At 66.0% G+C, this 21,525-nt stretch carries 17 protein-coding genes and 2 pseudogenes; 11 read left to right on the top strand and 8 right to left on the bottom strand.

The window, feature by feature from the left end; translation table 11 throughout:
• Positions 1 to 111 precede the first annotated feature (111 nt).
• Positions 112 to 732: a DNA-3-methyladenine glycosylase gene (locus XarjCFBP7645_RS08125; protein WP_047125213.1), complete on the top strand. Its 621-nt coding sequence runs from the start codon at positions 112 to 114 to the stop codon at positions 730 to 732.
• Here XarjCFBP7645_RS08125 and XarjCFBP7645_RS08120 read toward each other — a convergent pair.
• Positions 672 to 5,064, bottom strand: a pseudogene (locus XarjCFBP7645_RS08120) (DEAD/DEAH box helicase). The gene XarjCFBP7645_RS08125 and the pseudogene XarjCFBP7645_RS08120 sit on opposite strands and share 61 nt — an antisense overlap.
• A gap of 314 nt (positions 5,065 to 5,378) precedes the next feature.
• Here XarjCFBP7645_RS08120 and XarjCFBP7645_RS08115 point away from each other — a divergent pair.
• A complete protein-coding gene (locus XarjCFBP7645_RS08115; protein ID WP_047125211.1) occupies positions 5,379 to 5,759 on the top strand; it encodes a DUF3301 domain-containing protein in 381 nt (126 codons plus the stop codon).
• A gap of 206 nt (positions 5,760 to 5,965) precedes the next feature.
• On the opposite strand, the gene XarjCFBP7645_RS08110 is transcribed toward XarjCFBP7645_RS08115, so the two are convergent.
• The 7 genes from XarjCFBP7645_RS08110 to XarjCFBP7645_RS08080 all read right to left on the bottom strand — a co-directional run bounded on the left by XarjCFBP7645_RS08110 (position 5,966) and on the right by XarjCFBP7645_RS08080 (position 12,684).
• Entirely contained in the window at positions 5,966 to 6,409 is a 444-nt protein-coding gene (locus tag XarjCFBP7645_RS08110; protein WP_104537093.1) for a ClpXP protease specificity-enhancing factor, read from the bottom strand.
• Between the two features lie 78 nt (positions 6,410 to 6,487).
• Positions 6,488 to 7,123, bottom strand: a complete 636-nt coding sequence (locus XarjCFBP7645_RS08105; RefSeq protein ID WP_024939278.1) for a glutathione S-transferase N-terminal domain-containing protein — start codon at positions 7,121 to 7,123, stop codon at positions 6,488 to 6,490.
• A gap of 525 nt (positions 7,124 to 7,648) precedes the next feature.
• Positions 7,649 to 8,407, bottom strand: a complete 759-nt coding sequence (locus XarjCFBP7645_RS08100; protein WP_181126254.1) for a cytochrome c1 — start codon at positions 8,405 to 8,407, stop codon at positions 7,649 to 7,651.
• Positions 8,400 to 9,659 carry a cytochrome b gene (locus tag XarjCFBP7645_RS08095; RefSeq protein ID WP_104537091.1) on the bottom strand — a complete coding sequence of 420 codons (1,260 nt, stop codon included), beginning with the start codon at positions 9,657 to 9,659 and terminating at the stop codon, positions 8,400 to 8,402. The genes XarjCFBP7645_RS08100 and XarjCFBP7645_RS08095 overlap by 8 nt, the downstream gene beginning before the upstream one ends.
• A complete protein-coding gene (petA, locus tag XarjCFBP7645_RS08090) occupies positions 9,659 to 10,303 on the bottom strand; it encodes a ubiquinol-cytochrome c reductase iron-sulfur subunit (protein ID WP_104537089.1) in 645 nt (214 codons plus the stop codon). The genes XarjCFBP7645_RS08095 and petA overlap by 1 nt, the downstream gene beginning before the upstream one ends.
• 376 nt (positions 10,304 to 10,679) lie before the next feature.
• Positions 10,680 to 11,666 carry a lytic transglycosylase domain-containing protein gene (locus XarjCFBP7645_RS08085; protein WP_104537087.1) on the bottom strand — a complete coding sequence of 329 codons (987 nt, stop codon included), beginning with the start codon at positions 11,664 to 11,666 and terminating at the stop codon, positions 10,680 to 10,682.
• Positions 11,667 to 11,715: 49 nt separating this feature from the next.
• A complete protein-coding gene (locus tag XarjCFBP7645_RS08080) occupies positions 11,716 to 12,684 on the bottom strand; it encodes a helix-turn-helix transcriptional regulator (RefSeq protein ID WP_104537085.1) in 969 nt (322 codons plus the stop codon).
• Between the two features lie 156 nt (positions 12,685 to 12,840).
• Here XarjCFBP7645_RS08080 and XarjCFBP7645_RS08075 point away from each other — a divergent pair.
• The 9 genes and pseudogenes from XarjCFBP7645_RS08075 to XarjCFBP7645_RS08035 all read left to right on the top strand — a co-directional run bounded on the left by XarjCFBP7645_RS08075 (position 12,841) and on the right by XarjCFBP7645_RS08035 (position 21,505).
• A pseudogene (locus XarjCFBP7645_RS08075) lies at positions 12,841 to 13,429 on the top strand (glutathione S-transferase family protein).
• A 38-nt stretch (positions 13,430 to 13,467) separates the two neighbouring features.
• On the top strand, positions 13,468 to 14,922 hold the full coding sequence (miaB, locus tag XarjCFBP7645_RS08070) for a tRNA (N6-isopentenyl adenosine(37)-C2)-methylthiotransferase MiaB (RefSeq protein WP_104537081.1): 1,455 nt from the start codon (positions 13,468 to 13,470) through the stop codon (positions 14,920 to 14,922).
• Positions 14,923 to 15,680: 758 nt separating this feature from the next.
• Entirely contained in the window at positions 15,681 to 16,670 is a 990-nt protein-coding gene (locus XarjCFBP7645_RS08065; protein ID WP_104537861.1) for a PhoH family protein, read from the top strand.
• Positions 16,667 to 17,221: a hypothetical protein gene (locus XarjCFBP7645_RS08060; protein WP_104537079.1), complete on the top strand. Its 555-nt coding sequence runs from the start codon at positions 16,667 to 16,669 to the stop codon at positions 17,219 to 17,221. The genes XarjCFBP7645_RS08065 and XarjCFBP7645_RS08060 overlap by 4 nt, the downstream gene beginning before the upstream one ends.
• Before the next feature lie 24 nt (positions 17,222 to 17,245).
• Positions 17,246 to 17,731 carry an rRNA maturation RNase YbeY gene (gene ybeY / locus XarjCFBP7645_RS08055; RefSeq protein WP_104537077.1) on the top strand — a complete coding sequence of 162 codons (486 nt, stop codon included), beginning with the start codon at positions 17,246 to 17,248 and terminating at the stop codon, positions 17,729 to 17,731.
• Positions 17,731 to 18,249, top strand: coding sequence for a hypothetical protein (locus XarjCFBP7645_RS08050; RefSeq protein WP_104537075.1), 519 nt, complete (start codon positions 17,731 to 17,733; stop codon positions 18,247 to 18,249). Before ybeY ends, XarjCFBP7645_RS08050 begins: the two co-directional genes overlap by 1 nt.
• A 96-nt stretch (positions 18,250 to 18,345) precedes the next feature.
• The gene (locus tag XarjCFBP7645_RS08045) at positions 18,346 to 19,224 is read left to right on the top strand and encodes an HlyC/CorC family transporter (RefSeq protein ID WP_104537073.1); all 879 of its coding nucleotides are present in this window, start codon (positions 18,346 to 18,348) and stop codon (positions 19,222 to 19,224) included.
• The gene (locus tag XarjCFBP7645_RS08040; RefSeq protein WP_104537071.1) at positions 19,221 to 20,489 is read left to right on the top strand and encodes a DUF4105 domain-containing protein; all 1,269 of its coding nucleotides are present in this window, start codon (positions 19,221 to 19,223) and stop codon (positions 20,487 to 20,489) included. Before XarjCFBP7645_RS08045 ends, XarjCFBP7645_RS08040 begins: the two co-directional genes overlap by 4 nt.
• Positions 20,490 to 20,503: 14 nt before the next feature.
• Positions 20,504 to 21,505: a magnesium and cobalt transport protein CorA gene (locus XarjCFBP7645_RS08035; protein WP_104537069.1), complete on the top strand. Its 1,002-nt coding sequence runs from the start codon at positions 20,504 to 20,506 to the stop codon at positions 21,503 to 21,505.
• Positions 21,506 to 21,525: the final 20 nt, after the last annotated feature.

The following is a 21,525-nucleotide window of genomic DNA, read 5'->3' as shown; positions in this document are numbered from 1 at the left end:
GACCGGTCATGCGCTAGTACGGTCTCGCACTCGGAAAATCCCTACCCTTAGCTTCGCCGTTGTCCGGTTCAGTCCGCAGCGACATCACGACTGCGCCGTTAGGCTTGGCGTATGTCGCCACAGCCGCTCCCACGCAACTTCTATGCACACGATGCCCGCCAGGTCGCGCCGCGCTTGCTCAACAAGCTATTGGTCAGCGCAGACGGACGCCGCGGCCGCATCACCGAGGTCGAGGCGTATTGCGGCAGCGAAGATCCGGCCGCGCATTCGTTTCGCGGCATGACCCCACGCACGCAGGTGATGTTCGGCGCGCCGGGGCATCTGTATGTGTATTTCATCTACGGCATGCATTGGGCGATCAACGCGGTATGCGGCGGTGCGCCCGGGCACGCCGTACTGATCCGTGCGCTCGAACCGCTGGCCGGAATCGCCTCCATGCAGGCCGCGCGCAACGCCGCCCCGCTTAGAACCTTGACCACCGGTCCCGGTCGCCTGGCCCAGGCATTCGGGGTGAGCGCGACGGACAACGGGCTGGACCTGACCGACGCAAGCGCACGCCTGTGGATCGAGGACGACGGCCTGCCGCCGCCACCCGAGCCGCTGGCAACGCCGCGCATCGGAATCCGCAAGGCGATGGATGCGCCATGGCGCTGGGTCGTTCCCGATAGCCGCTATCTGTCACGCCCGCTTCCGCGTGCGGCCGGCACGCGCGCGGTGCTGCCGGGCGACTGAGCCAGCCATTGCTCCATCGGCGTCTGCTCGGCGGCGCCCGGCCCACGTTGCAGCAGGCGCAAGGCCTGCTCGGCCTGCTCGCTGCTCAGTTCCTGCAGCGGCTGGAAGCGATCTGCCACCCACACCGCCATCGGCAGGCCATCGAGATATGCCACGCGATTGCCTGGCACGCGCGCGACACGCTCGCCCGGCAGGACGCTGCCCAACAGATTGCTGGGGTCGCTCGCACTCACGCACACCCACTGCTGCGGCAAGGCTTGCGCGCGCGCGGCGTAGGGCCGCGATCGCATCCGGCAACGCAAATTGCTCGCCGGACAGCCCGGCGATGAAACGCCCGCCACGGATCTCACCGCGCGCTTCCAGGCGTTGATACATGCGCAGCAATTCGCGCCACGGTGGCAACCACGCCGGCTCGCGCTCCAGCAGCCGCCAACAGACCACGCCGTAGCGACGCAACAGGGTGTGCGCCACATGTTCGAGCATGTCCTGGTGGCGCTCGCCGGCTTCGGCCAGCGGCAGTTCCGGCAGCGCGCGCACCGGCGCCCAGCGTCCGGCATCGCGAATGCCCAGCGAACTGGCGCGGCGCCGGTGGCGCGACAGCGCCGAAGGCCGCTTGGAAGCCGGCACCAGCAGTGCGCGCAGCCCGGCATAACTGTCGCAATGCGCGCGCCCGCGCATCACCAGTTCGCTCAGGGCATCTTCCAGTTCGGTGCTCATCAGGCGGGCCGCATCGGCAATCTCGTCGAAGAACAAGGCGCCTTGTTGCTGCAGGACCTCCGACACCCGTTGCGCGCGCGAGCCCAATGGCGCGTCGTCGGCATCGCGTGCCAGGCTGCTCCAGCGCTGCGCCTCGCGACGCGGCAGCAACACGATCGGTGTGCCGCGCAGCGCGGCGCCACTGCGGCCACCACCGGGCCGCAGCCGTGCCCACACGCTGCGCCCGGCGGTGCACAGCTCGTCCAGCCAGGCCGGTTGATAATCGCGCACGCGGGCCGGCAGCAGCTCGCTCTCCCACAGCACGGCAGGCGCTTCGAAGCCTTCCAGCTGCCCGACCACGCCGGCCAATGCGTCCGGCCCTGCCACCCGGCTGGCGCTGTCGAGGTGCTGCCATTCGAACAGGAACCGCGCGTAATCGCGTTGCGCCACCGGCTCGATCTCGCGGCGCAACCGTCCCAAGGTGTAGCGATGGATGCGCGCCAACAGATGGCGTTCGCACCACTCTTCCGACGGCGCCTGCGCGCTGAAGTGGCCGGCCATGACATAGCCCTCGCGCTGCAGGGCGGCCAGGGCAAGCACGATCTCGGCCTCTGGTAGGCGCAATGCGCCGGCCAGGGCCGGCACCTGCGCCGGACCGACCGCAGACAGGCGACCGCGCAGCAGCTCGCGCACGGCCCACTCGCGCTGCCAGTCGGCAACGCGGCAATCTGCCGGCGCCCGTAGCGGCGGTAGCGCAACGGCGTGCGGATACAGCGGCACAAACCAGTCGATGCGCTCGGCACTGATCCACAGCGCGGGCACACCGTCGAACGCAAGACAACTGGCACGCCCATCGCCTGCGAGCGCAGCCAGCCAGGCCTGCCATTGCGCGTCGCTCGCTTCGCCGACGGGAAGCACGCCGAGCCCGACCAATGCTTCGTGCATTTCTTCGGCATCGCGCGGCTGCGGCCAGGCCTGCTCGCGCACCGAGGCGATGGCCTCGGGATCGAGCTGCCCCAGGTCGTCGCTGCTCTGCGGGGTGTAGCGACGGCTTTGCACGGCCTGGGTGCGGCGCTCTTCCAGCGGTGCGTCGTCCAGGAATGCATACGGCCGCGCATTCAAGGCTTCGGCCGCCAGCGGCGACGGTGCCGCCAGATCGCGCGCCACCAACGTGATCGCCCCCGACTCCAGCCCGCGCAGCACCTGCAGCCAGCCCTCGCTGTCCATGGACTGATGCAGGCAGTCTTCCAGCGTCTGCGCCACCAACGGATGGTCCGGCACCTCGCGCTCGCCGACCAGGTTCTCCGCACAGGCGACCTGATCGGGGAACACGGTCGCCAGCAGATCCTCCGATTTCATCCGTTGCAGTTGCGGCGCGACCTTGTTGCCACCGGCAAAGCGCGGCAGCGCCATCGCATTGGTCGCATTCCAGCGCCAGCGCACGCCGAACAGCGGCGCATCCAGCAAGGCCTGGATCAATACCTGCTCGGCCGATGACGAGTGCAGATAGCGCGCCACCTCCGCCAGGGCAAAACTATGACTGGTGGACAGCGACAACACGATCGCATCCTCGGTCGCGGCGGCCTGCAGTTCGAAGTTGAAGGTGCGGCAGAAGCGCTTGCGCAACGCCAGTCCCCAGGCGCGGTTGATGCGGCTGCCGTAGGGCGAGTGGATCACCAGCTGGGTGCCGCCGCTGGCATCGAAGAAGCGCTCCATCACCAGGCATTGCTGGGTGGGCATCGCGCCCAGCGCGGTGCAGGCATGGGCGAGATAATCGACAAGCTGGCGTGCCGCTTCCACCGAGAGATCCAGCACGGTGTGCAGCCAGTCGCAGGCGGCCTGATGGGGCGGGCTGTCCAGCCGCACCGCAATCTCGCCGCGCAGACGCGACACCGCCGCCGACAATTCGTCGCTGCGGCCGGGCGCCTCGCCCAGCCAGAACGGGATGTTCGGCGGCGCGCCCTTGGCGTCTTCCACGCGCACCCGCCCGGCATCCACGCGCAGGATGCGGTAGCTGGCATTGCCGAGCTGAAACACGTCGCCGGTAAGACTTTCGACCGCAAAATCCTCGTTCACCGTGCCGATCTTTTCGGCCTGCGGCTCCAGCACCACGCTGTAGTCGCCGGTTTCGGGAATGGTGCCGCCGGAGGTCAGCGCAGTCATGCGTGCGCCGCGGCGCGCATGCAGGCGCCGATGCACCGCATCGCGATGCAGGTAGCCTGCACGCGGTCCGAGCCGTGTGCTGAAGCCGTCGCACAACATGCGCACCACGTCATCGAAGCTCGCGCGGCTCAGCTGCGCGAACGGCCAGGCGCGACGCACCAAGGCGAACAGCGCGTCTTCGTCCCAGTCCTCGCACGCGGCCTCGGCCACGATCTGTTGTGCAAGCACATCGATCGGCGCCAGCGGAATACGCAAGGCGTCCAGCTCACCGCGGCGCACGCTGTCCAGCAAGGCGGCGCATTCGACCAGCTCGTCGCGGGTCTGCGGAAACAAGCGCGCCTTCGGCGTGCCGCCGACCGCATGCCCGGACCGTCCGGCACGCTGCAGGAAGGTGGCGATCGAACGCGGCGAACCGAGCTGGCAGACCAGGTCCACATCGCCGATATCCAGGCCGAGTTCCAGCGATGCGGTGGCCACCAGCACGGTGAGGTCGCCGGCCTTGAGTCGCTGCTCGGCCAGCAGACGCGTTTCGCGCGAGAGGCTGCCGTGGTGCGCGGCGACGCGCTGCTTGCCGAGCAGATCGCCTAGATGGCGTGCAGCGCGCTCGGCCATGCGCCGGGTGTTGACGAACACCAGCGTGGTGCGGTGCTGCTGCGCGAGCGTGGCGACATCGGCATACACCTGCAGCCACTGATCGTTGGACATCACCACGCTCAGCGGCGTCGGCGGCAAGGCCAGTGCCAGATCGCGCCTGCGGGTATAGCCGATATCGACGATCTCGCACTGCGGCGGCTGGCCGGCATCGCCCGCCCCGACCAGGAACTGCGCCACGGTCTCGATCGGCTTCTGCGTGGCCGACAGCCCGACGCGCGTGATCGGGCGCTCGGCCAGCCGCTGCAATCGCTCCAGGGTCAGCGCCAGATGACTGCCGCGTTTGTCCGCTGCCACCGCATGGATCTCATCGACGATGACGGTGCGCACATGCCGCAGCGCGTTGCGCCCGGACGCAGAGCCCAGCAGCACGTACAGAGACTCCGGCGTGGTCACCAGGATGTGCGGCGGCGTGCGGCGCGCCTGTGCCCGCTCACGCTGCGGGGTGTCGCCGGTGCGCACCGCCGTGCGCACCGCAACGTCCGGCAAGCCGTTCGCGACCAGGGCCGTGCGGATGCCCTGCAACGGCGCATCCAGATTGAGGTGGATGTCGTTGGACAGCGCCTTCAGCGGCGAGACGTACACCACACGGGTTTCGTCCGGCAACATGCCGCCGCTGGCCAGGCCATCGCGGATCAAGCCATCGATGGCCGCGAAGAACGCAGTCAGCGTCTTGCCCGATCCGGTCGGCGCGGCCACCAGCGTATGGCGTCCGGCCTGGATCGCAGGCCACGCGGCAATCTGCGCCGGTGTGGGCGCAGCGAAGGTCTGCGCAAACCACGCAGCCACGACAGGATGGAACTGCTTCAGGACAGGATGCATAGGCGATGCCGCAGGCCGCGATGCCAGGCCAGGAGCGGCGTATGGATTCAACGGGGCCAAGTCCAGTGGATGGGGTTGCGCTGCGCCCGACACAAGCCAACCGCGGGATTGGCGGTGAATGGTTAAAGCGACTGCCGGCCTGACTGCACAGCGGCCAAGCCGGGCGCATCCGGCGCGCCGGCGGGCGCGCGCGCGACGTGGTGACAGCCATTGGCGGTACGGCCAGTGGCTGCTGCACGAGCGGCGGAGGCTGGCCGGCGCATCAGCGCACCACTCACCAGCCATCAACGCAACGCTGCGGCCCGGCGTGACGATTGTCGATCGGCCGCAGGCCATGGCACATTGGCGCCATGCCCAGCCTTATTCTCTTCATGATTGCCGGCGCCGCGCTGTACGCGTTCTGGAACTCCTCGCGCGCGGCGGCCGAACGTGCCGATATCCTCGGCCGCAATGCCTGCCGCGCCGCCGATGTGCAATGGCTGGATCAGAGCGTGCATTCCACCAACATCCGCATCTGCCGCAAGCCCAATGGCTGGCTGGGCTTCGAGCGGACGTTCCGGTTCGAGTATTCCCACGATGGCATCGACCGCCATAGCGGCCGCCTGGTGCTGCGCGGCGATCAATTGATCGCCTTCACCGGACCGCAGGTGGCCACGGTGACGCCGTTGAGCCCGGACCATCAGCGCCTGAACTGACCGCGACTGGATCGATGTGTGCGTCTGCAGGCACCTGACCTGCATGCAGTGCCGTGCGACCGGAGGCCAGCGTCGATGCCGCGCATCCACCACGCCGATGCAGCACATGCAACGGCCTGTTGTGGTGGAAAAATGCACGTGCCGTGCACCCGGCGCACCTACACGCCAACACCGGACGGACGCGCAGTACGCGTCCGCTTGTGCAGTTACTTGACCACGCGCAGATGCGGACGCTTGCCCGCGCTCGGCGGATCGTCAGGCGTAGACGCGCTCGGCGGCGGCGGTGCGCCAGGATCCGGCGGCTCGGTACTGGTGCCGGGGATATCGTCCGGCAAGGCCATGCCCTGCCCGGTTTCGCGTGCATACACCGCCAGGACGGCGGCCATCGGCACCATCACCGGATAGCTAACGCCGCCAAAGCGTGCGGTGAACTGCACGCTGTCGTTGTCGACCTGCAGCCCGACCACCGCGCGCTCGGCGATGTTCAGGACCACGCGGCCGTCCTTGATGGCACTGGCAGGCACCTGCACGCCGGGCAGCCCAGCGTCCACCAGAACGTGCGGCGTCATGCCGTTGTCGTTGATCCATTCGACCAAGGCCCGCAGCAGGTACGGGCGATGGCTGGTCATGCGGGGGAAATCTTCGCTCATGACGTCATTTTACCCGCACACGGCCCGCAGCGGCGGCTGCGCGATGGGGCGTCGGTCTGTTGGCATACAGCCGTCGCATCAGCCCGGCAGGTCGCGCAGTTTCTTTTCCTGATCGGTCAGGCTGCGGATGAAGCCGGGATTGCGGAAGATCCGGTTGCCGTAGTCTTCGATCGCCTTGCCATCCTTGGGCAGACCGATCTCCAACGCGTCCAGTCGCCAGATGATCGGCGCCATCGCGCAATCGGCCAGACTCATTTCCGGATTGAGGAAGAACTTGCTGGCCTTGAACAGCGGCACCGACGCGGTCAGCAGTTCTTTCAAACGCTTGCGGCCGGCCTCGGCCTGGGTCTTGTTGCCAAGCTGGATGGCCTGCACCTGTGGCACCCAGTCGTGTTCGATCCGCAGCATTGCCAGACGCAGACGTGCGCGCGAGAGCGGATCGACCGGCATCAACGGCGGATGCGGATAGCGCTCGTCCAGGTATTCGCTGACCACCGATGCGGCGTACAACACCAAGTCGCGTTCGACCAGGGTCGGAACCGAATGATAGGGATTGAGATCGATCAGATCTTCCGGGGGATTTTGCGGGTCGACCGGCACCAGGTCGTAGGTCACCCCTTTCGCCGCCAGGACCAAACGGACCCGGTGGCACAACACGTCGTCGTTGGACGAAAACAAAGTCAAGGTATTCCGCATACGCACACTCGTCGCCATTCAAGGCTCTCCGACGACCGGAATCCGCCGGCCGCATCGGCGCGGCCGGCCCAACGCCGACCGTCACCACGGTCCTTCGAGTGTGCAATCACGTCACGCAAAAGCCAAGAGTGATAGGGCCGATTGATGCCCGGACAGACCGGTTGTTGCGTCGAGATGCAGCTTCGGGTCACACGCGCGCGTCGCAGCCGGACGATTGCTGGTGCACGATATCGGGTACGACTGGTGCCCAATGGCCAGTCCCAACACATGGCAACAGCATCCGTTTGGCCTCCGAGCACAGGCTGACGCGGCGCTGACGTTTTGACACGCGCCGCAGCGTCATCGGCTATCTCGGACGGGCTCTGGTGACTGTCTGTCGCACCACCGATGCAGGCACGTCGCCTGAAGTGCGGACCTCGCCGGCCTCTGTGCATAGAGCTGAGCGCAAGGGTTGGGGCCAAGCGATCGCTGCGCCGCAGGCGACACACGGTTCGCATGCCGGGTCGGTGCGCTCTTGCAGCCGATGACCGGCCTGCAGATCGGTCAATGCACGTCTTTCCAGTATTCCTTCTTCAGCAGATAGGCCATGAAGGTAAGCAAGGCCAGGAACAGGATCACCCACACTCCCATGCTCTGTCGCTTCAGGGCAGCCGGTTCGCCGGCGTACTCGAGGAAGTTGGCGATATCGCGCACCGTCTGATCGAACTCGACCGGTGTCTGTCGCCCCGGCTGACCGAGTTTGAGCGCCTGCACCGGCTTGTCGCCGGTCGCCTTGTCGGGCGGGCCGAACTGCGCCTGCTGCAGGCCTTGCAGCTCCCACAGCGGGTTGGGCATGGAGGCATTCGGAAACAACTGGTTGTTCCAGCCCAGGGGGCGGTTCTGATCCAGATAGAACGACTTGAGATAGGTATAGACCCAGTCGGTGCCACGCACGCGTGCGATCAAGGTCAGATCCGGCGGCGCCTTGCCAAACCACTTGGCTGCGGCATCGTGCGGCATGGTGCCTTCGATGTGCTCGCCGATCTTGGCGCCGGTGAAGTTGAGGTTGGCCATGACCTCCGCTTCGCTCAAGCCCAGATTGCTGGCCATGCGCGAATAGCGCAGATACTTCAGCGAGTGACAGCCGGAGCAGTAGTTCATGAACAACTGCGCGCCACGCTGCAGCGAGGCACGGTCGCTCAGGTCGTTGCCGGCCTGCTGCACCTTCCCGCCTTCGGCTGCCAGCGCCCCTGCGGCCAGGGTCAGCCCGCACAGCAGGGCGACCACGCGCGACGTCCATGACTTCACGTTGGAATTAGTCATGGGTGGTCACTCGCTCGGGCACCGGCTTGGTCTTGTCCAGCCGCGTCCACACCGGCATGGTGATGAAGAAGGCGAAGTACAGGAAGGTCAGCACGCGCCCGACATAGGTTTCGTGTGCGTCGGTGCCAGGACCGGAGCCGATCACGCCCAGCCAGACGAAGCACACCACCAGCACGCCGAGCGCGGCCTTGGAGATCCAGCCACGGTAGCGGATCGAGCGCACCTTGGCCCGATCCAGCCACGGCACCAGGAACAGGATCGCGATCGCCGAGAACATCACCAGCACGCCACCGAGCTTGTTGGGGACCACCCGCAACATTGCGTAATACGGCGTGTAGTACCAGACCGGCTTGATGTGCTCCGGGGTCACCAGGCGATTGGCCTCGGTGAAGTTGTCGTGCTCCAGGAACAGGCCGCCGAACGCCGGCGCGAAGAAGATGATGAAGGCCGCGATCAATAGCAAAAAGCCGACCCCGACCAGATCCTTGACCGTGTAGTACGGATGGAACGGGATGCCGTCGGCCGGCTTGTGCGCGTCCCAGCGGTTGCCCTTCGGACCCTTCTTGATCTCCACGCCATCGGGATTGTTGGAGCCCACTTCGTGCAGCGCGCCGATGTGCAGCACGATCAGCAACAACAACACCAATGGAAGTGCGATCACGTGCAGCGCGAAGAAGCGGTTGAGCGTGGCATCGCCGGGCAGATAGTCGCCCATGATCCATTCGGTCAGCCCGTTGCCGATCACGGGGATGGCACCGAACAGGGAGATGATCACCTTCGCGCCCCAGAACGACATCTGCCCCCACGGCAGCACATAGCCCATGAAGGCTTCGGCCATCAGCACCAGGTAGATCAGCATGCCGAGAATCCACACCAGCTCGCGCGGTTTCTGGTAGCTGCCGTACATCAGCCCGCGGAACATGTGCAGATACACCACGATGAAGAACAGCGAGGCGCCGGTGCTGTGCATGTAGCGGATCAGCCAGCCCCACTCCACGTCGCGCATGATGTATTCGATCGAGGCGAACGCATCGGCGGCGCTGGTCTTGTAGTGCATCGTCAGGAAGATGCCGGTGACGATCTGGTTGACCAGCACCACGATGGCCAGCGAGCCGAAGTAGTACCAAAGGTTGAAGTTCTTCGGCGCGTAGTACTCGCTGACGTGCTTGCGGTACATGGGCATCAGCCCGGGCGCGCGTTCGTTGACCCAATCGAACACACCGTTGGCGGTACGGACCAGGATATTGCTCATCAGGCAGCCCCCGTGCTGTTGGCCGACCTACCGGCACCATCGGGATCGACGCCGATCACCAGGGTGTTGTCGTCCACGTAGTGGTGTGGGGGCACCAGCAGATTGATCGGCGCCGGCACGCCGTCGAAGACGCGGCCGGACATGTCGAAGCGCGACTTGTGGCAGGGGCAGAAATAGCCGCCTTTCCACTGCGGGTCGTAGGGCTCGGGGCGGATTTCGGCGACCATTTCCGGCGAGCAGCCCAGATGCGTGCACAGCCCGACCAGCACCGAGATGTCGGACTTGATCGATCGGTACTCGGGGTTCTTCAGTACGTAGTCCGGCTGCTGGTCCTTGTTCTCGGACTTGGGATCCTTGAGCCGGTCATCCAGCGAAGGCAGTGCGTCGAGCATCGCCTTGGAGCGCTTGACGATCCAGATGGGCTGGCCGCGCCATTCCAGAACCAGGCGTTGCCCTTCCTGCAAGGCGCTGATGTCGGCGGTCACCGGGGCACCGGCCAACTTGGCGCGTGCGCTGGGATTCCACGACTTCACGAACGGAACTGCGACAAATCCTGCTCCGACCGCACCGACCACGGCCGTTGTCGCGGTCAGGAACCGACGACGCCCGGTATCAGCAGGTGCGTTAACCCCATCGTTGGCCATCCGGCTCTCCGATCTTGATTAGGTAGCGTGAGGCTGCCAACGGCTGGCGGGGGGTCCAGCCGCGATGAATCGACCGCAGTGTAGCGGAACGCTTAATGCACAGACAACGCAATGTACGCAGTCGAACCGTCGCAGTGCAAACACCGGCTGCTTGCGCGTGTCGACCGCATCATGCGCCAGCCTCACCCAGGGCGGACCGCTGTGACGCAGTGCCGACAAAAAGATCGGCGTCAGTTGCAAGCATGCTGCACGCGGGCTGCAGCATCGCGCCGGCGTAGTGGCCGCCTCTGCGGAGTGGTAGCCGCATGACATCTGCCTCGGCACGTGACTGTCAAAGCAGGCCGCAGCGCGCGCAAATAGGCGCAAGGCACGCAGCTCAGTTGGCAGCGGTTGTCTGCCCACGATAGCGTCCGGCCAGCAGGCCGACGCGTTGGACGTAGCGCTGGGTCTCGCTGTAGGGCGGCACGCCACCATAGCGATCCACCGCGCCCTCGCCCGCGTTGTAGCCGGCAGCGGCGAGCGTGAGATCGCCGTTGAAGCGTTTCAGCAACCACGAAAGATATTGCACGCCACCGCGAATATTTTGCGTTGCATCATAGGCATCGCTGACCCCGAAGCGGCGCGCAGTACCGGGCATCAACTGCATCAGCCCCTGCGCGCCGGCACGACTCAGTGCCAGCGGGTTATAGGCCGACTCGGCATGGATGATGGCGCGCACGATCGCTTCCTCGACCCCGAACTCACGCGCGGCCGCTGTGATTTCCTGCTGATAGGCATCGGTGTTGAGCCGGATCGCGCCGAAATTGACGCCGGGCTTGGCCGCGCAGGCGTAACAGGTTTCGATGAAGCTGTAATGGATGGTGCGCAGGCCTTCGATGCTGGCGACCTGACGCGGGCGCGCACTGGTGTAGTGACGCACGCCGTCCTTCATATACGAATAGACCTGTCCGCTGACCACCCGGCGCGGATTGACCGCGGTGGCAGGCGCCTGCACGACCGAGGTCTCCGACACCGGCAGCGCGCGCGGCATCACTGCCGAGGCGACCTCGGCGGCGCGACGTGGCGCCTGGCCAACCGGCTGACTGATGATCGTGGCCGGCGCGCCACTGTCGATCGAGGTGCTGGCGCGCGCAGGGCCGGCGGCCATGCCCGGCGTCCGGCCGGCCATGGCTGGCGGCGCGCGGCGTGCGGATCGGTCCGGGGTATAGCTGCTGATGACACTGCAGGTCGCGCCACTCTGGCGCTTGCTCAGGTAGCTGGTGATTCCGTCGCCGCTGACACACTTGTACAAGGTGCCGGCGCAGACCGGCGCTGCCGGCAACGTGACGAGTAACAGCCCCAGCAATCTTGACATCCCCTTCATGCGGCGGAGTGTCCCAGCTTGGCCCGGGCTTGCCAAGTGGCCTAAACGGTTATCCGGGCAGAGGTCCCAGCCGCGTCCGCAACGCGTTCAGTGCCTCGGCCAGGGGCGCGCGCACGGTCTCCGGGGAGATCGCATCGAAAGGCAGGTCGAGCAGCAGCAGGTTGGCGGCCAGCGCCGGCATGCTCGGCGCGCCCAGGCCCAGCCAGCAATGCGCCGGCCCGTCGGCTTCCAGCGCGCCCAGCCAGGGCGGGATGCGCGCGGCGAGTGCCTCCAGCGTGCCGTGCAGGCGTACCCGGGCCCGGCACGGGAACGGCGACTCGCCGATCGCCTTGCGCAGGAGTTGCAGTGGCTCCTCGGGCAATGCGCGAGCGGCGAATTGCGCACCGGTCGTCTCGGCCCGGTCGATCCGGTCGGCGCGCAAGGTGCGCCAGTCCTGGCGCTCGCAGTCCCAGGCCAGCAGATACCAGCGCCGCCCGTAGTTCACCAACAAGGCCGGTTCGACGCAGCGCGCGAGCGACGCGCCGGAGTGACGGCGATAGTCAAGCCGCAGCGTGACCCGGTCGCGGCAGGCGCCGGCCAGCTGCGCCAGCAGCGCCGCATCCACCAAGACACCCGCCTCCTCGGTGACCGGCAGACTGGCCATGGCCGCATGCGCCGCACTGGCACGCCGACCGCTGCGCCGCGGCAACAGCGGATCGAGCTTGCGCAGCACCCGCGCCGCCGCCGCATCCATGCCGCGTATCGCCGGGGCCGCTGCGCGCAGCGCGATCGCCACCGTCAGCGCCTCGTCTTCTTCGAATAACAGCGGCAGGGCGGCTGCACCCTGCCCCAGCCGGTAGCCGCCACCGGCGCCGGGCACGGCATGCACCGGGTAGCCCAGTTCGCGCAGGCGCTCTATCGCGCGCCGCACGCTGCGCGGATGCAGTTCCAGGCGCTCGGCCAGCGCCACGCCCGACCAACTGCGGCCGCCCTGCAGCAGCGCAAGCAGACGCAACAAGCGGGCAGCGGTCGAGGCCATCGCATTACCGTATTGCGGACAGAAACTGTCCGCAATAGCTGGATAGGATTGCGCTGGCACTTCGTCTCTACGCCTGACGCATCCACCAAGGAACCTGCCATGCCCGACAACCGCCATATCACCCTGTTTCACAATCCCCGCTCGCGCTCGCGCGGCGTGCTGGTGCTGCTGGAAGAGCTCGGCGCCAGTTACGACCTGCAGATCGTCGATCTGGAAAAAGGCGAGCAACTCGCGCCCGCGTACCTGGCGATCAACCCGATGGGCAAGATTCCCGCAATCCGGCACGGCGACAGCGTGGTCACCGAACAAGGCGCGATCTACCAGTATCTGGCCGAGTTGTATCCGGAGGCCGGTCTGTCGCCGGCACCGGGCGATGCCGATCGCGGCGCCTACCTGCGCTGGCTGGCCTTCTACGGCTCGGCATTCGAGCCGGCGATCATCGACCGTGCGATGAAACGCGAGGCTCCGCCGCGCTCGATGTCGCCCTACGCCGATTGCGACACGGTACTGCAGGTGATCGATGCGCAGCTAGCCAAGGGCGACTATCTACTGGGCCAGCGCTGCAGCGCGGCCGATGTGCTGTGGGGCGGCGCGCTGGGCTGGATGGTCGATTTCGGCCTGATCGACCCGCCTGCCGGCACCCGTGCCTACATCGCCCGCATGGCCGACCGGCCGGCGTTCGCGCGCGCCGAGGCCACCAACGCCAAGGCCTGACCAAGCGGACGGACCCGGCGCAAGCGGGTAAACTGCGCGGCTATCTTCTACCCGCCTGGAATAAGCGCCATGCCCGGGACATCCGTTTCCGACCTGTCCGCGGCCACCGCCGTGGACGCACCCGCCCTGTTGCCGCTGCCGGTGGCCCGCCCGTCGGCGCCTGCCGTGGTGCGCGGCAAGCTCTACATCAAGACCCACGGGTGCCAGATGAACGAGTACGACTCGGCCAAGATGGCCGACGTGCTCGCCGCCTCCGAAGGTCTGGAGCTGACCGACAACCCCGAAGACGCCGACGTGGTGCTGGTCAACACTTGCTCCATACGCGAGAAGGCGCAGGAAAAGGTGTTCAGCCAGCTGGGCCGCTGGAAGGCGCTGAAGGCCGGCGGCAAGCCGGTGATCATCGGCGTGGGCGGCTGCGTGGCCTCGCAGGAAGGCGAGGCCATCGTCAAGCGCGCGCCCTACGTGGATCTGGTGTTCGGCCCGCAGACCCTGCATCGCCTGCCGGAGCTGATCCGCGCGCGGCGCGAATCGGGCAAGTCGCAGGTGGACATCAGCTTTCCGGAAATCGAGAAGTTCGATCGCCTGCCCGAGCCGCGCGCCGACGGCCCGTCGGCATTCGTGTCGATCATGGAAGGCTGCTCCAAGTACTGCTCGTTCTGCGTGGTGCCCTACACCCGTGGCGAAGAAGTCAGCCGCCCGTTCGAGGACGTGCTGGTGGAGGTGGCGCAACTGGCCGCGCAAGGCGTGCGCGAGATCAACCTGCTCGGCCAGAACGTCAATGCGTATCGCGGCGCGTACGGCGCCGATGCCGGCGAAGCGGCGCAATACGCGGATCTGGGCTTGTTGATCCGCACCATCGCGCAGATCGAGGGCATCGGCCGTATCCGTTTCACCACCTCGCATCCGCTGGAATTTTCCGACTCGCTGGTGGATGCGTACCGCGACGTGCCGCAGCTGGCCAATTATCTGCATCTGCCGGTGCAGGCCGGCAGCGACCGCATCCTGTCGGCGATGAAGCGCGGCTACACCGCGCTGGAATTCAAATCCAAGATCCGCAAGCTACGCGCGGTGCGTCCGGATATTTCGATCAGCTCGGACTTCATCGTTGGCTTTCCCGGCGAGACCGAAGCGGATTTCGAAAAGACCATGAAGTTGATCGAGGACGTGGGCTTCGACCAGAGTTTCTCGTTCGTGTATTCGCGGCGTCCCGGCACGCCGGCCTCGGACCTGCAGGACGACACGCCGGAAGCGGTCAAACAGACGCGGCTTGCGCGTTTGCAGGCGCAGATCAACGCGCATGCCACGCGCATTTCGCAGTCCATGGTCGGCAGCGTGCAACGGGTGCTGGTGGAAGGCCCGTCGCGGCGCGATCCGAACGAATTGACCGGCAAGAGCGAGAACATGCGCCCGGTGAATTTCCCCGGCAACCCACGCCTGATCGGGCACTTTGTCGATGTATTGATCACCGAGGCGATGAGCAATTCGCTGCGTGGTCTTATCCAGGTGGACGACAGCGAAAGCTGATGCTCCATAGGTGCTGCGGCACGTAGCACTACGGCATGCATCACGTCTTGCTGATCACAGGGTGCGCGCCGGTTGGTCACTACTCCCGTAGCGCTGCGGCCGGGCACGCGATGCTGCGTCTGCCTGCCATCGTTGTTGCGTTGCTTTGTGTAGCTGCATGCGTGCAGCACGCTGGCAACTCCGTTGAGGTTATGCACGTCGTGCCTCGCACCTCGATCTTCGGCAAGCACACAGCTTGCGTGCTTGCCGCACTGCATTCGCCGATCGGCGCTCCAGCATCTGCGCGCTACCGAGCCGTGGTCGGTCTCGGTTGACAACGGCGCGCATTACTCGCATACGCCGGGCATGGTCGTGATCGCGCACAGCAACGACACCAACTCCGCTCGACACACAGTACGCAAGGCGAGTGATCAAAATTTCACCAATCGTCTGCAACGCCTTACGGCACAAGGCGTCCGAACACTTACCCACAGGCTTTGCCGAATTCGATCCACACCGCTTGTGGACAACCGCCACCGCAGTGGTGATTTTTTCGCCATGTCCCTGCCGGACCTTGTGCGAGTAGGCGCCACGATTTTTATCCACAGGTTAGTGATACGTGACTCCACAGCGCTTGTGGAAAAACCGCGCGGACCGCCGCGTGCCGGCCAGACCGTGCCGGTTGCGGCAACCGGGCGTGTTGGTGGGATCACACGCTGCGCGCTACCCTCGCCTGCCGCCCAACCGACCAGCGCATGCGTGCGCGGTCCGATCCGACCATGAACTCACCTGCACATCGCGACTTCACCCTGGAACCCGACGACACCGAGCGCCTGGCCAATCTGGCCGGCCCGTTCGACGCGCACCTGCGCCAGATCGAACTCAAGCTGGGCGTGGAGATCGCCAACCGCGGCAACATCTTCCGCGTCACCGGCCCGGAGCCGGCAATCACTGCCGTGCAGACGCTGCTGGCCGCGCTGTACGAGGAAGCCGCCTCCACCACCTTCGACAACCACGCGATCCATCTGCGCTTGAACGATGCCAATGTCGAGCACGTGGTCGATCGTTCCTACGTGGCCCAGGACGTGGCGATCAAGGTCAAACGCGGCACCGTGCGTGGCCGCGGTGCCAACCAGGCCAAGTACCTGCATGCGATCGCCACGCACGACATCAATTTCGGCATCGGGCCGGCCGGTACCGGCAAGACCTTTCTGGCCGTGGCCAGCGCGGTGGAGGCCCTGAACGAGTCGCGCGTACAGCGCCTGATCCTGGTGCGCCCGGCGGTGGAGGCCGGCGAGAAGCTGGGCTTTCTCCCAGGCGACCTCAGCCAGAAGGTGGACCCGTACCTGCGCCCGCTCTACGACGCGCTCTACGAAATGCTTGGCGTGGAAAAGGTGGTCAAGCTGCTGGAAAAGAACGTCATCGAGATCGCGCCGCTGGCCTATATGCGCGGCCGTACGCTCAACGATGCCTACGTGATCCTGGACGAAGCGCAGAACACCACCATCGAACAGATGAAGATGTTCCTGACCCGGCTGGGCTTTGGCTCCACCGCGGTGGTCACCGGCGACCTGACCCAGATCGACCTGCCAAAGCACGTCAAGTCCGGCCTGCGCGATGCGATCGAGGTATTGCGCGACGTGGACGGCGCCAGCTTCACCTTCTTCGAAGCACGCGACGTGGTGCGCCACCCGCTGGTGCAGCGCATCGTCACCGCGTATGAAAAGCGCGACCAGCAGGACGCTGCGATCAAGAGCAACGCTGAATGAGGCTATTCCTTGCCAGCTTGACGTTGGCAAGCGGGTTGGTCGCGGCGGCATCGCTCGGGGCCACCGAAGCGCCGCTGCTTCCGGGAATTCCGGCCGTGGATCGCGATGTGATCCCGGCGACACAGGTGGCGCCCCCCTGTGTGTCGCTGGCTGCCGAACAAACCAGCATCAGCATTCCAACCGCGCACTTGGAGAGGCTGGCGGAACAGGCGCGCGGCGATATGCCGGCAGGGAACGATCGCGTACGATTCAGTGCTTGGCAGCAAGGTCGCAGCGCGCGCTGGCTGCTCGATCTACCGGGAACGGTCACGGATGCACGCGGCTGCAAAAGCTCACCGCTTCAGCACGCGCACCGCTCAAGCCAGTCGCTGGTCGGCGGACTCCTGGAAAGCGGTATCGCTGCGGTCTGGCTGCATGACCAGCCAGGATTCGTTTCAAGGTTGCGGGTGCGGGACTACAATCACGGCTGCGGGCGCGGCCCGATCGGCAGTTCGAGCTACCGCGTGGCCAACGGGCCTGCGGTGATACTGCTGATCACCTGCACGCGCTGACCCTCTGCCCAGGAAACTCTCGCCATGACCCGTGGACCTGTCCGCCTCGACGTCGCTGTCAGTTATGCGCTGCCGCGCGCCGGTCTGCCGTCGGCGGTGAGTTTTCGCAAATGGGTGGCGGCCGCGCTGAAGGGCCGCATCCGCGAGGCCGATCTGGCGGTGCGGATTGTCGACGAAAAGGAAGGCTGCTCACTCAACCACCATTACCGTGGCAAGGATTACGCCACCAATGTGCTGAGCTTTCCGGCCGAGCTGCCCGAAGGCCTGCCCAAGGGCATCAAAATGCCGCTGCTCGGCGATCTGGTGATCTGTGCGCCGGTGGTGGCACGCGAGGCCGCCGAACAAGGCAAGTCGCTGGCCGCGCATTACGCCCATCTGACCGTGCACGGGACCCTGCACCTGCTGGGCTGGGATCACGAGGACGACAAGGAGGCCGACGCGATGGAGCAACTCGAACGCGACATCCTGACCGATCTGGGGATCGACGATCCATATGCGGGAGAGCGCTGATGCGGGCCTGCGTCGCCACCGCGTTGCTGTTGCTGGTCTTCTCCGGCGCCGACGCGCAGACCCCGCCGGCACGCCCCGACCTGCCGGCCCTGATCGAATGCCGCCAGCGCATCGGCGACTTCAACGCGCTGGCGCCGGTGCTTGCCGACCCGCTCAAGGCGGTGGCGCTGGGCTGGACGCCGCTGGATCAGGCCAACCTGTTCATGACCGAGTACACGCTCAACACGCCGATCAGCGTGTTCGGCCACCGCACCACCCACATCGCGTTCTCCGGCGCTAGCGTGATGGCGCTGTTGGATCTGCCCGACCCGCGCCCGCTGGCCAGACAGCTGAACCTGGAACCGGGCGTGGATAACGCCGACAAGGTCATGTACGGCCGCGAGCTGGTCAGCGAAGACACCACCAACCCCAAGACCGGCGAGGCCATGATCGAATCGATCGTGCTCAGCGTTTCCAACGTGAAGTCGCATCCGGGCAAGACCGTGGTCGGTTGCGGCTACAGCCTGGACTTGCCCTGAAGCGCAGCGTCCGCCCGACCCGTCCACAGCGCTTGGGCGGCTTCCTGTTAGACTGGCCGCTATCGCCTGGTTTGCCGGGTGCCGTCCCACGTCACGATGTCCGAAGACGACAGTAGCCAATCCCAAGAAACACCCGAAAAACGCCGTAGCTGGCTCGAGCGCCTGAGCGCTGCCTTCTCTGGCGAACCCCATACCCGCGATGAACTGGTCGCGTTGTTGCGGACCGCCGAACAGGACGGCCTCATCGCCGCAGACACCTTGCGCATGATGGAAGGCGCGATCTCGGTGTCCGAACTCACCGTGGGCGATGTGATGATCTCGCGCTCGCAGATGGTCTCGCTGCCGGTGGAGGCGCGTTTCATCGACCTGATGAAGCAGGTGGTGGAATCCGGCCATTCGCGCTTCCCGGTGCATGGCGAGAACAAGGACGAAGTGCTCGGCATCCTGCTGGCCAAGGACCTGTTGCGCGGCGTGGTTGCCGACAACGGCCCCGGCAACGTGCGCGAACTGCTGCGCCCGGCGGTGCTGATCCCCGAGTCCAAGAAGCTCAACGTCCTGCTCAAGGAATTCCGGCTGTCGCGCAACCACATGGCGATCGTGGTGGACGAGTACGGCGGCGTCGCCGGGCTGGTCACCATCGAAGACGTGCTGGAGCAGATCGTCGGCCAGATCGACGACGAGCACGACGATGCCGAAGACGAGAATTCGTTGATCGCCATCCAGGCCGACGGACGCTATGTGGTCGATGCGCTGACGCCGATCGAAGACTTCAACGAGCGCTTTGCTGCCGACTTCCCGGATGACGAGTACGACACCGTGGGCGGCCTGGTCACCGATGCGATCGGGCATCTGCCGGAAACCGGCGAAGAGCTGACGCTGGGACGCTTTGCCTTCCGTGTGGCCAAGGCCGATGCGCGGCGTGTACATGCCTTCCATGTGACCATTCTGCCGCCAGACCCGCAGGACGACGCTTGAACCCTTGGTACCGCGCGACTGCTGCAGCGCCAGACCGCGGCAGCGTCCGGCGCTGGGCGGTGTTCTGTGTCCTGCTGCTGGCGTTGCTGGTAACGCCTGCCGCCGTTGCCCAGGCCGCCACTCAGGCGCCTGCCCAAGCCGCAACATCGGCACCGCGGGTTGGCGTGGTCACCATGCAACCGGGCGAAGTGTTCTTCGAGCGCTTCGGTCACGATGCCATCGTGGTGGTCGATCCCGTCAGCGGGCAGGCCACCTCGTACAACTTCGGCTTCTTCGACCCAAGCGAGCCGGATTTCGTCCCGCGCTTTGCGCGCGGCGAGATGATGTACTACCTGGTTGTGTTACCGCTGGACGAGGACCTGCAGCAATACCGCGCGGTGGGCCGCGGCGTCAGCATCCAGTGGCTGGATCTGCCGCCGGACCAGGCGCGCGCGCTGGCTGACGGGCTGGCGATCCGCAGCCAGCCCGAGAACGCGCGCTACCACTACGATTATTTCGTGGCCAACTGCGCCACGATGGTCCGCGACACGCTGGACCGGGCGATGGGTGGCGCGTTGAAATCGCAACTGGCCGGGCGCTCGCGCGGCAATACCTTCCGCAGCGAAGCGGTGCGCCTGGCCTCCCCTGCCCCGTGGATGTGGCTGGGCTTCGATCTGGGCCTGGGGCCGTATGCGGACCGCCCGTTGTCGCGCTGGGAGGAAGCGTTCGTGCCGATGCGTCTGGCCGACAGCCTGACCCAGGTGCACAACAGCGCCGGCCGCCCGCTGGTGCAGTCCACGCAGGTCCTGCTGCCGCATCGCATCACACCGGAGCCGGCCGAACAGCAACGCCATTGGTGGCCATGGTTGCTAGCCGGGCTGATCATCGCCGCCGGCGTGCTTGCACTCGGTCGCCGGCAACGCATGCTGGCCGCCTTCGCGCTGCCGTATTGGCTGCTGTGCGCGATCGGCGGCGGCTTACTGGTATATCTGTGGGGCTTCACCGTGCATCAGTCGGCCTGGGCCAATCGCAACTTGTTGCTGGTGAACCCGCTATGCGTGCTGCTGTTGATCGGCGGCATCGCCGTGCTGCGCGGGCGCCGGCCCGGGCGCTGGTTCGACGTGCTGCGCTGGGTAGTCGCCGCCGCGGCATTGCTGGCGCTGTTGATCCACTGGCTGTCGTTCCAGGCGCAGGGCAACCTGCAGTGGGTGTTGCTGCTGCTGCCGATCCACACCGCGCTCGCGATTGCATTGCGGCGGCATGACTTGTCCGCCCGCACGCGCTGATCCAGGATGCGTCCATGAACCACCACGGCCGCCATCCGGATAACCCCTCCTGCGTCATCACCTGCGCCTGGTACGACGCCGACGGCAAGCGCTACGACATCAGCCTGGAGCAGATCAGCGACGTGCTGCAGCGCCCGGATGGTTTTGTCTGGGTCGGCCTGTACGAGCCGCAGGAATCGGTGCTGCACAAGTTGCAGGATGAGTTCGGCCTGCACGATCTGGCCATCGAGGATGCGCTCAAGGCGCACCAACGCCCCAAGGCAGAGAGCTACGGCAATTCACTGTTCGTGGTGGTCAACACTGCGCAACTTGTCAACGAGCGCATCCGCTACGGCGAAACCCACGCGTTTCTGGGCGCGCGCTTTCTGTTGACGGTGCGCCATGGCGCGTCGCTGTCGTATACGCCGGTGCGGCATCGGGTCGAACGCGAACCGGCCATGCTGCGCATGGGCGCCTCGTTCTGTCTGTATGGCGTGCTCGACTTCGTGGTCGACAACTATCTGCCGATCATGGACGAGTTCCGCGACACGCTGGAGGGTCTGGAAAAGGACATCTTCGCCGACGACTACAAGCGCGAAACCGTGGTGCGCCTGTACGAGCTCAAGCGCGAACTCAACAAGATGCGGCTGGTCGTGGCGCCATTGCAGGATGTGCTCTCGCACCTCAAGCGCAACCCCGGCTCGCTGATCCACGACGAAGTCGGCATCTACCTGCGCGACGTGCTCGACCACGCCGTGCGCATCAACGACGCCATCGACACCTTGCGCGAAATGCTGGGCACCGCACTGAGCGTCAACCTGTCGATGGTCACCCTGGCCCAGGGCGAAACCGTCAAACGCCTGGGCGCCTGGGCCGCGTTGCTGGCCGCCCCCACCCTGATCACCAGTTGGTACGGCATGAACTTCACCCACATGCCCGAACTGGACAAGCCTTACGCCTACCCATTGCTGGTAGCCGGCGTGGTCGCCTCCTGCCTGGTGCTGTATCGCCTGTTCAAGCGAGCGCGGTGGTTGTAGGCCGCTTTGCGGCCGGGATT

Source organism: Xanthomonas arboricola (genome assembly GCF_002940665.1).
Lineage (GTDB): Bacteria > Pseudomonadota > Gammaproteobacteria > Xanthomonadales > Xanthomonadaceae > Xanthomonas > Xanthomonas arboricola_B.
This window is presented reverse-complemented; position numbering and strand designations above follow the sequence as displayed.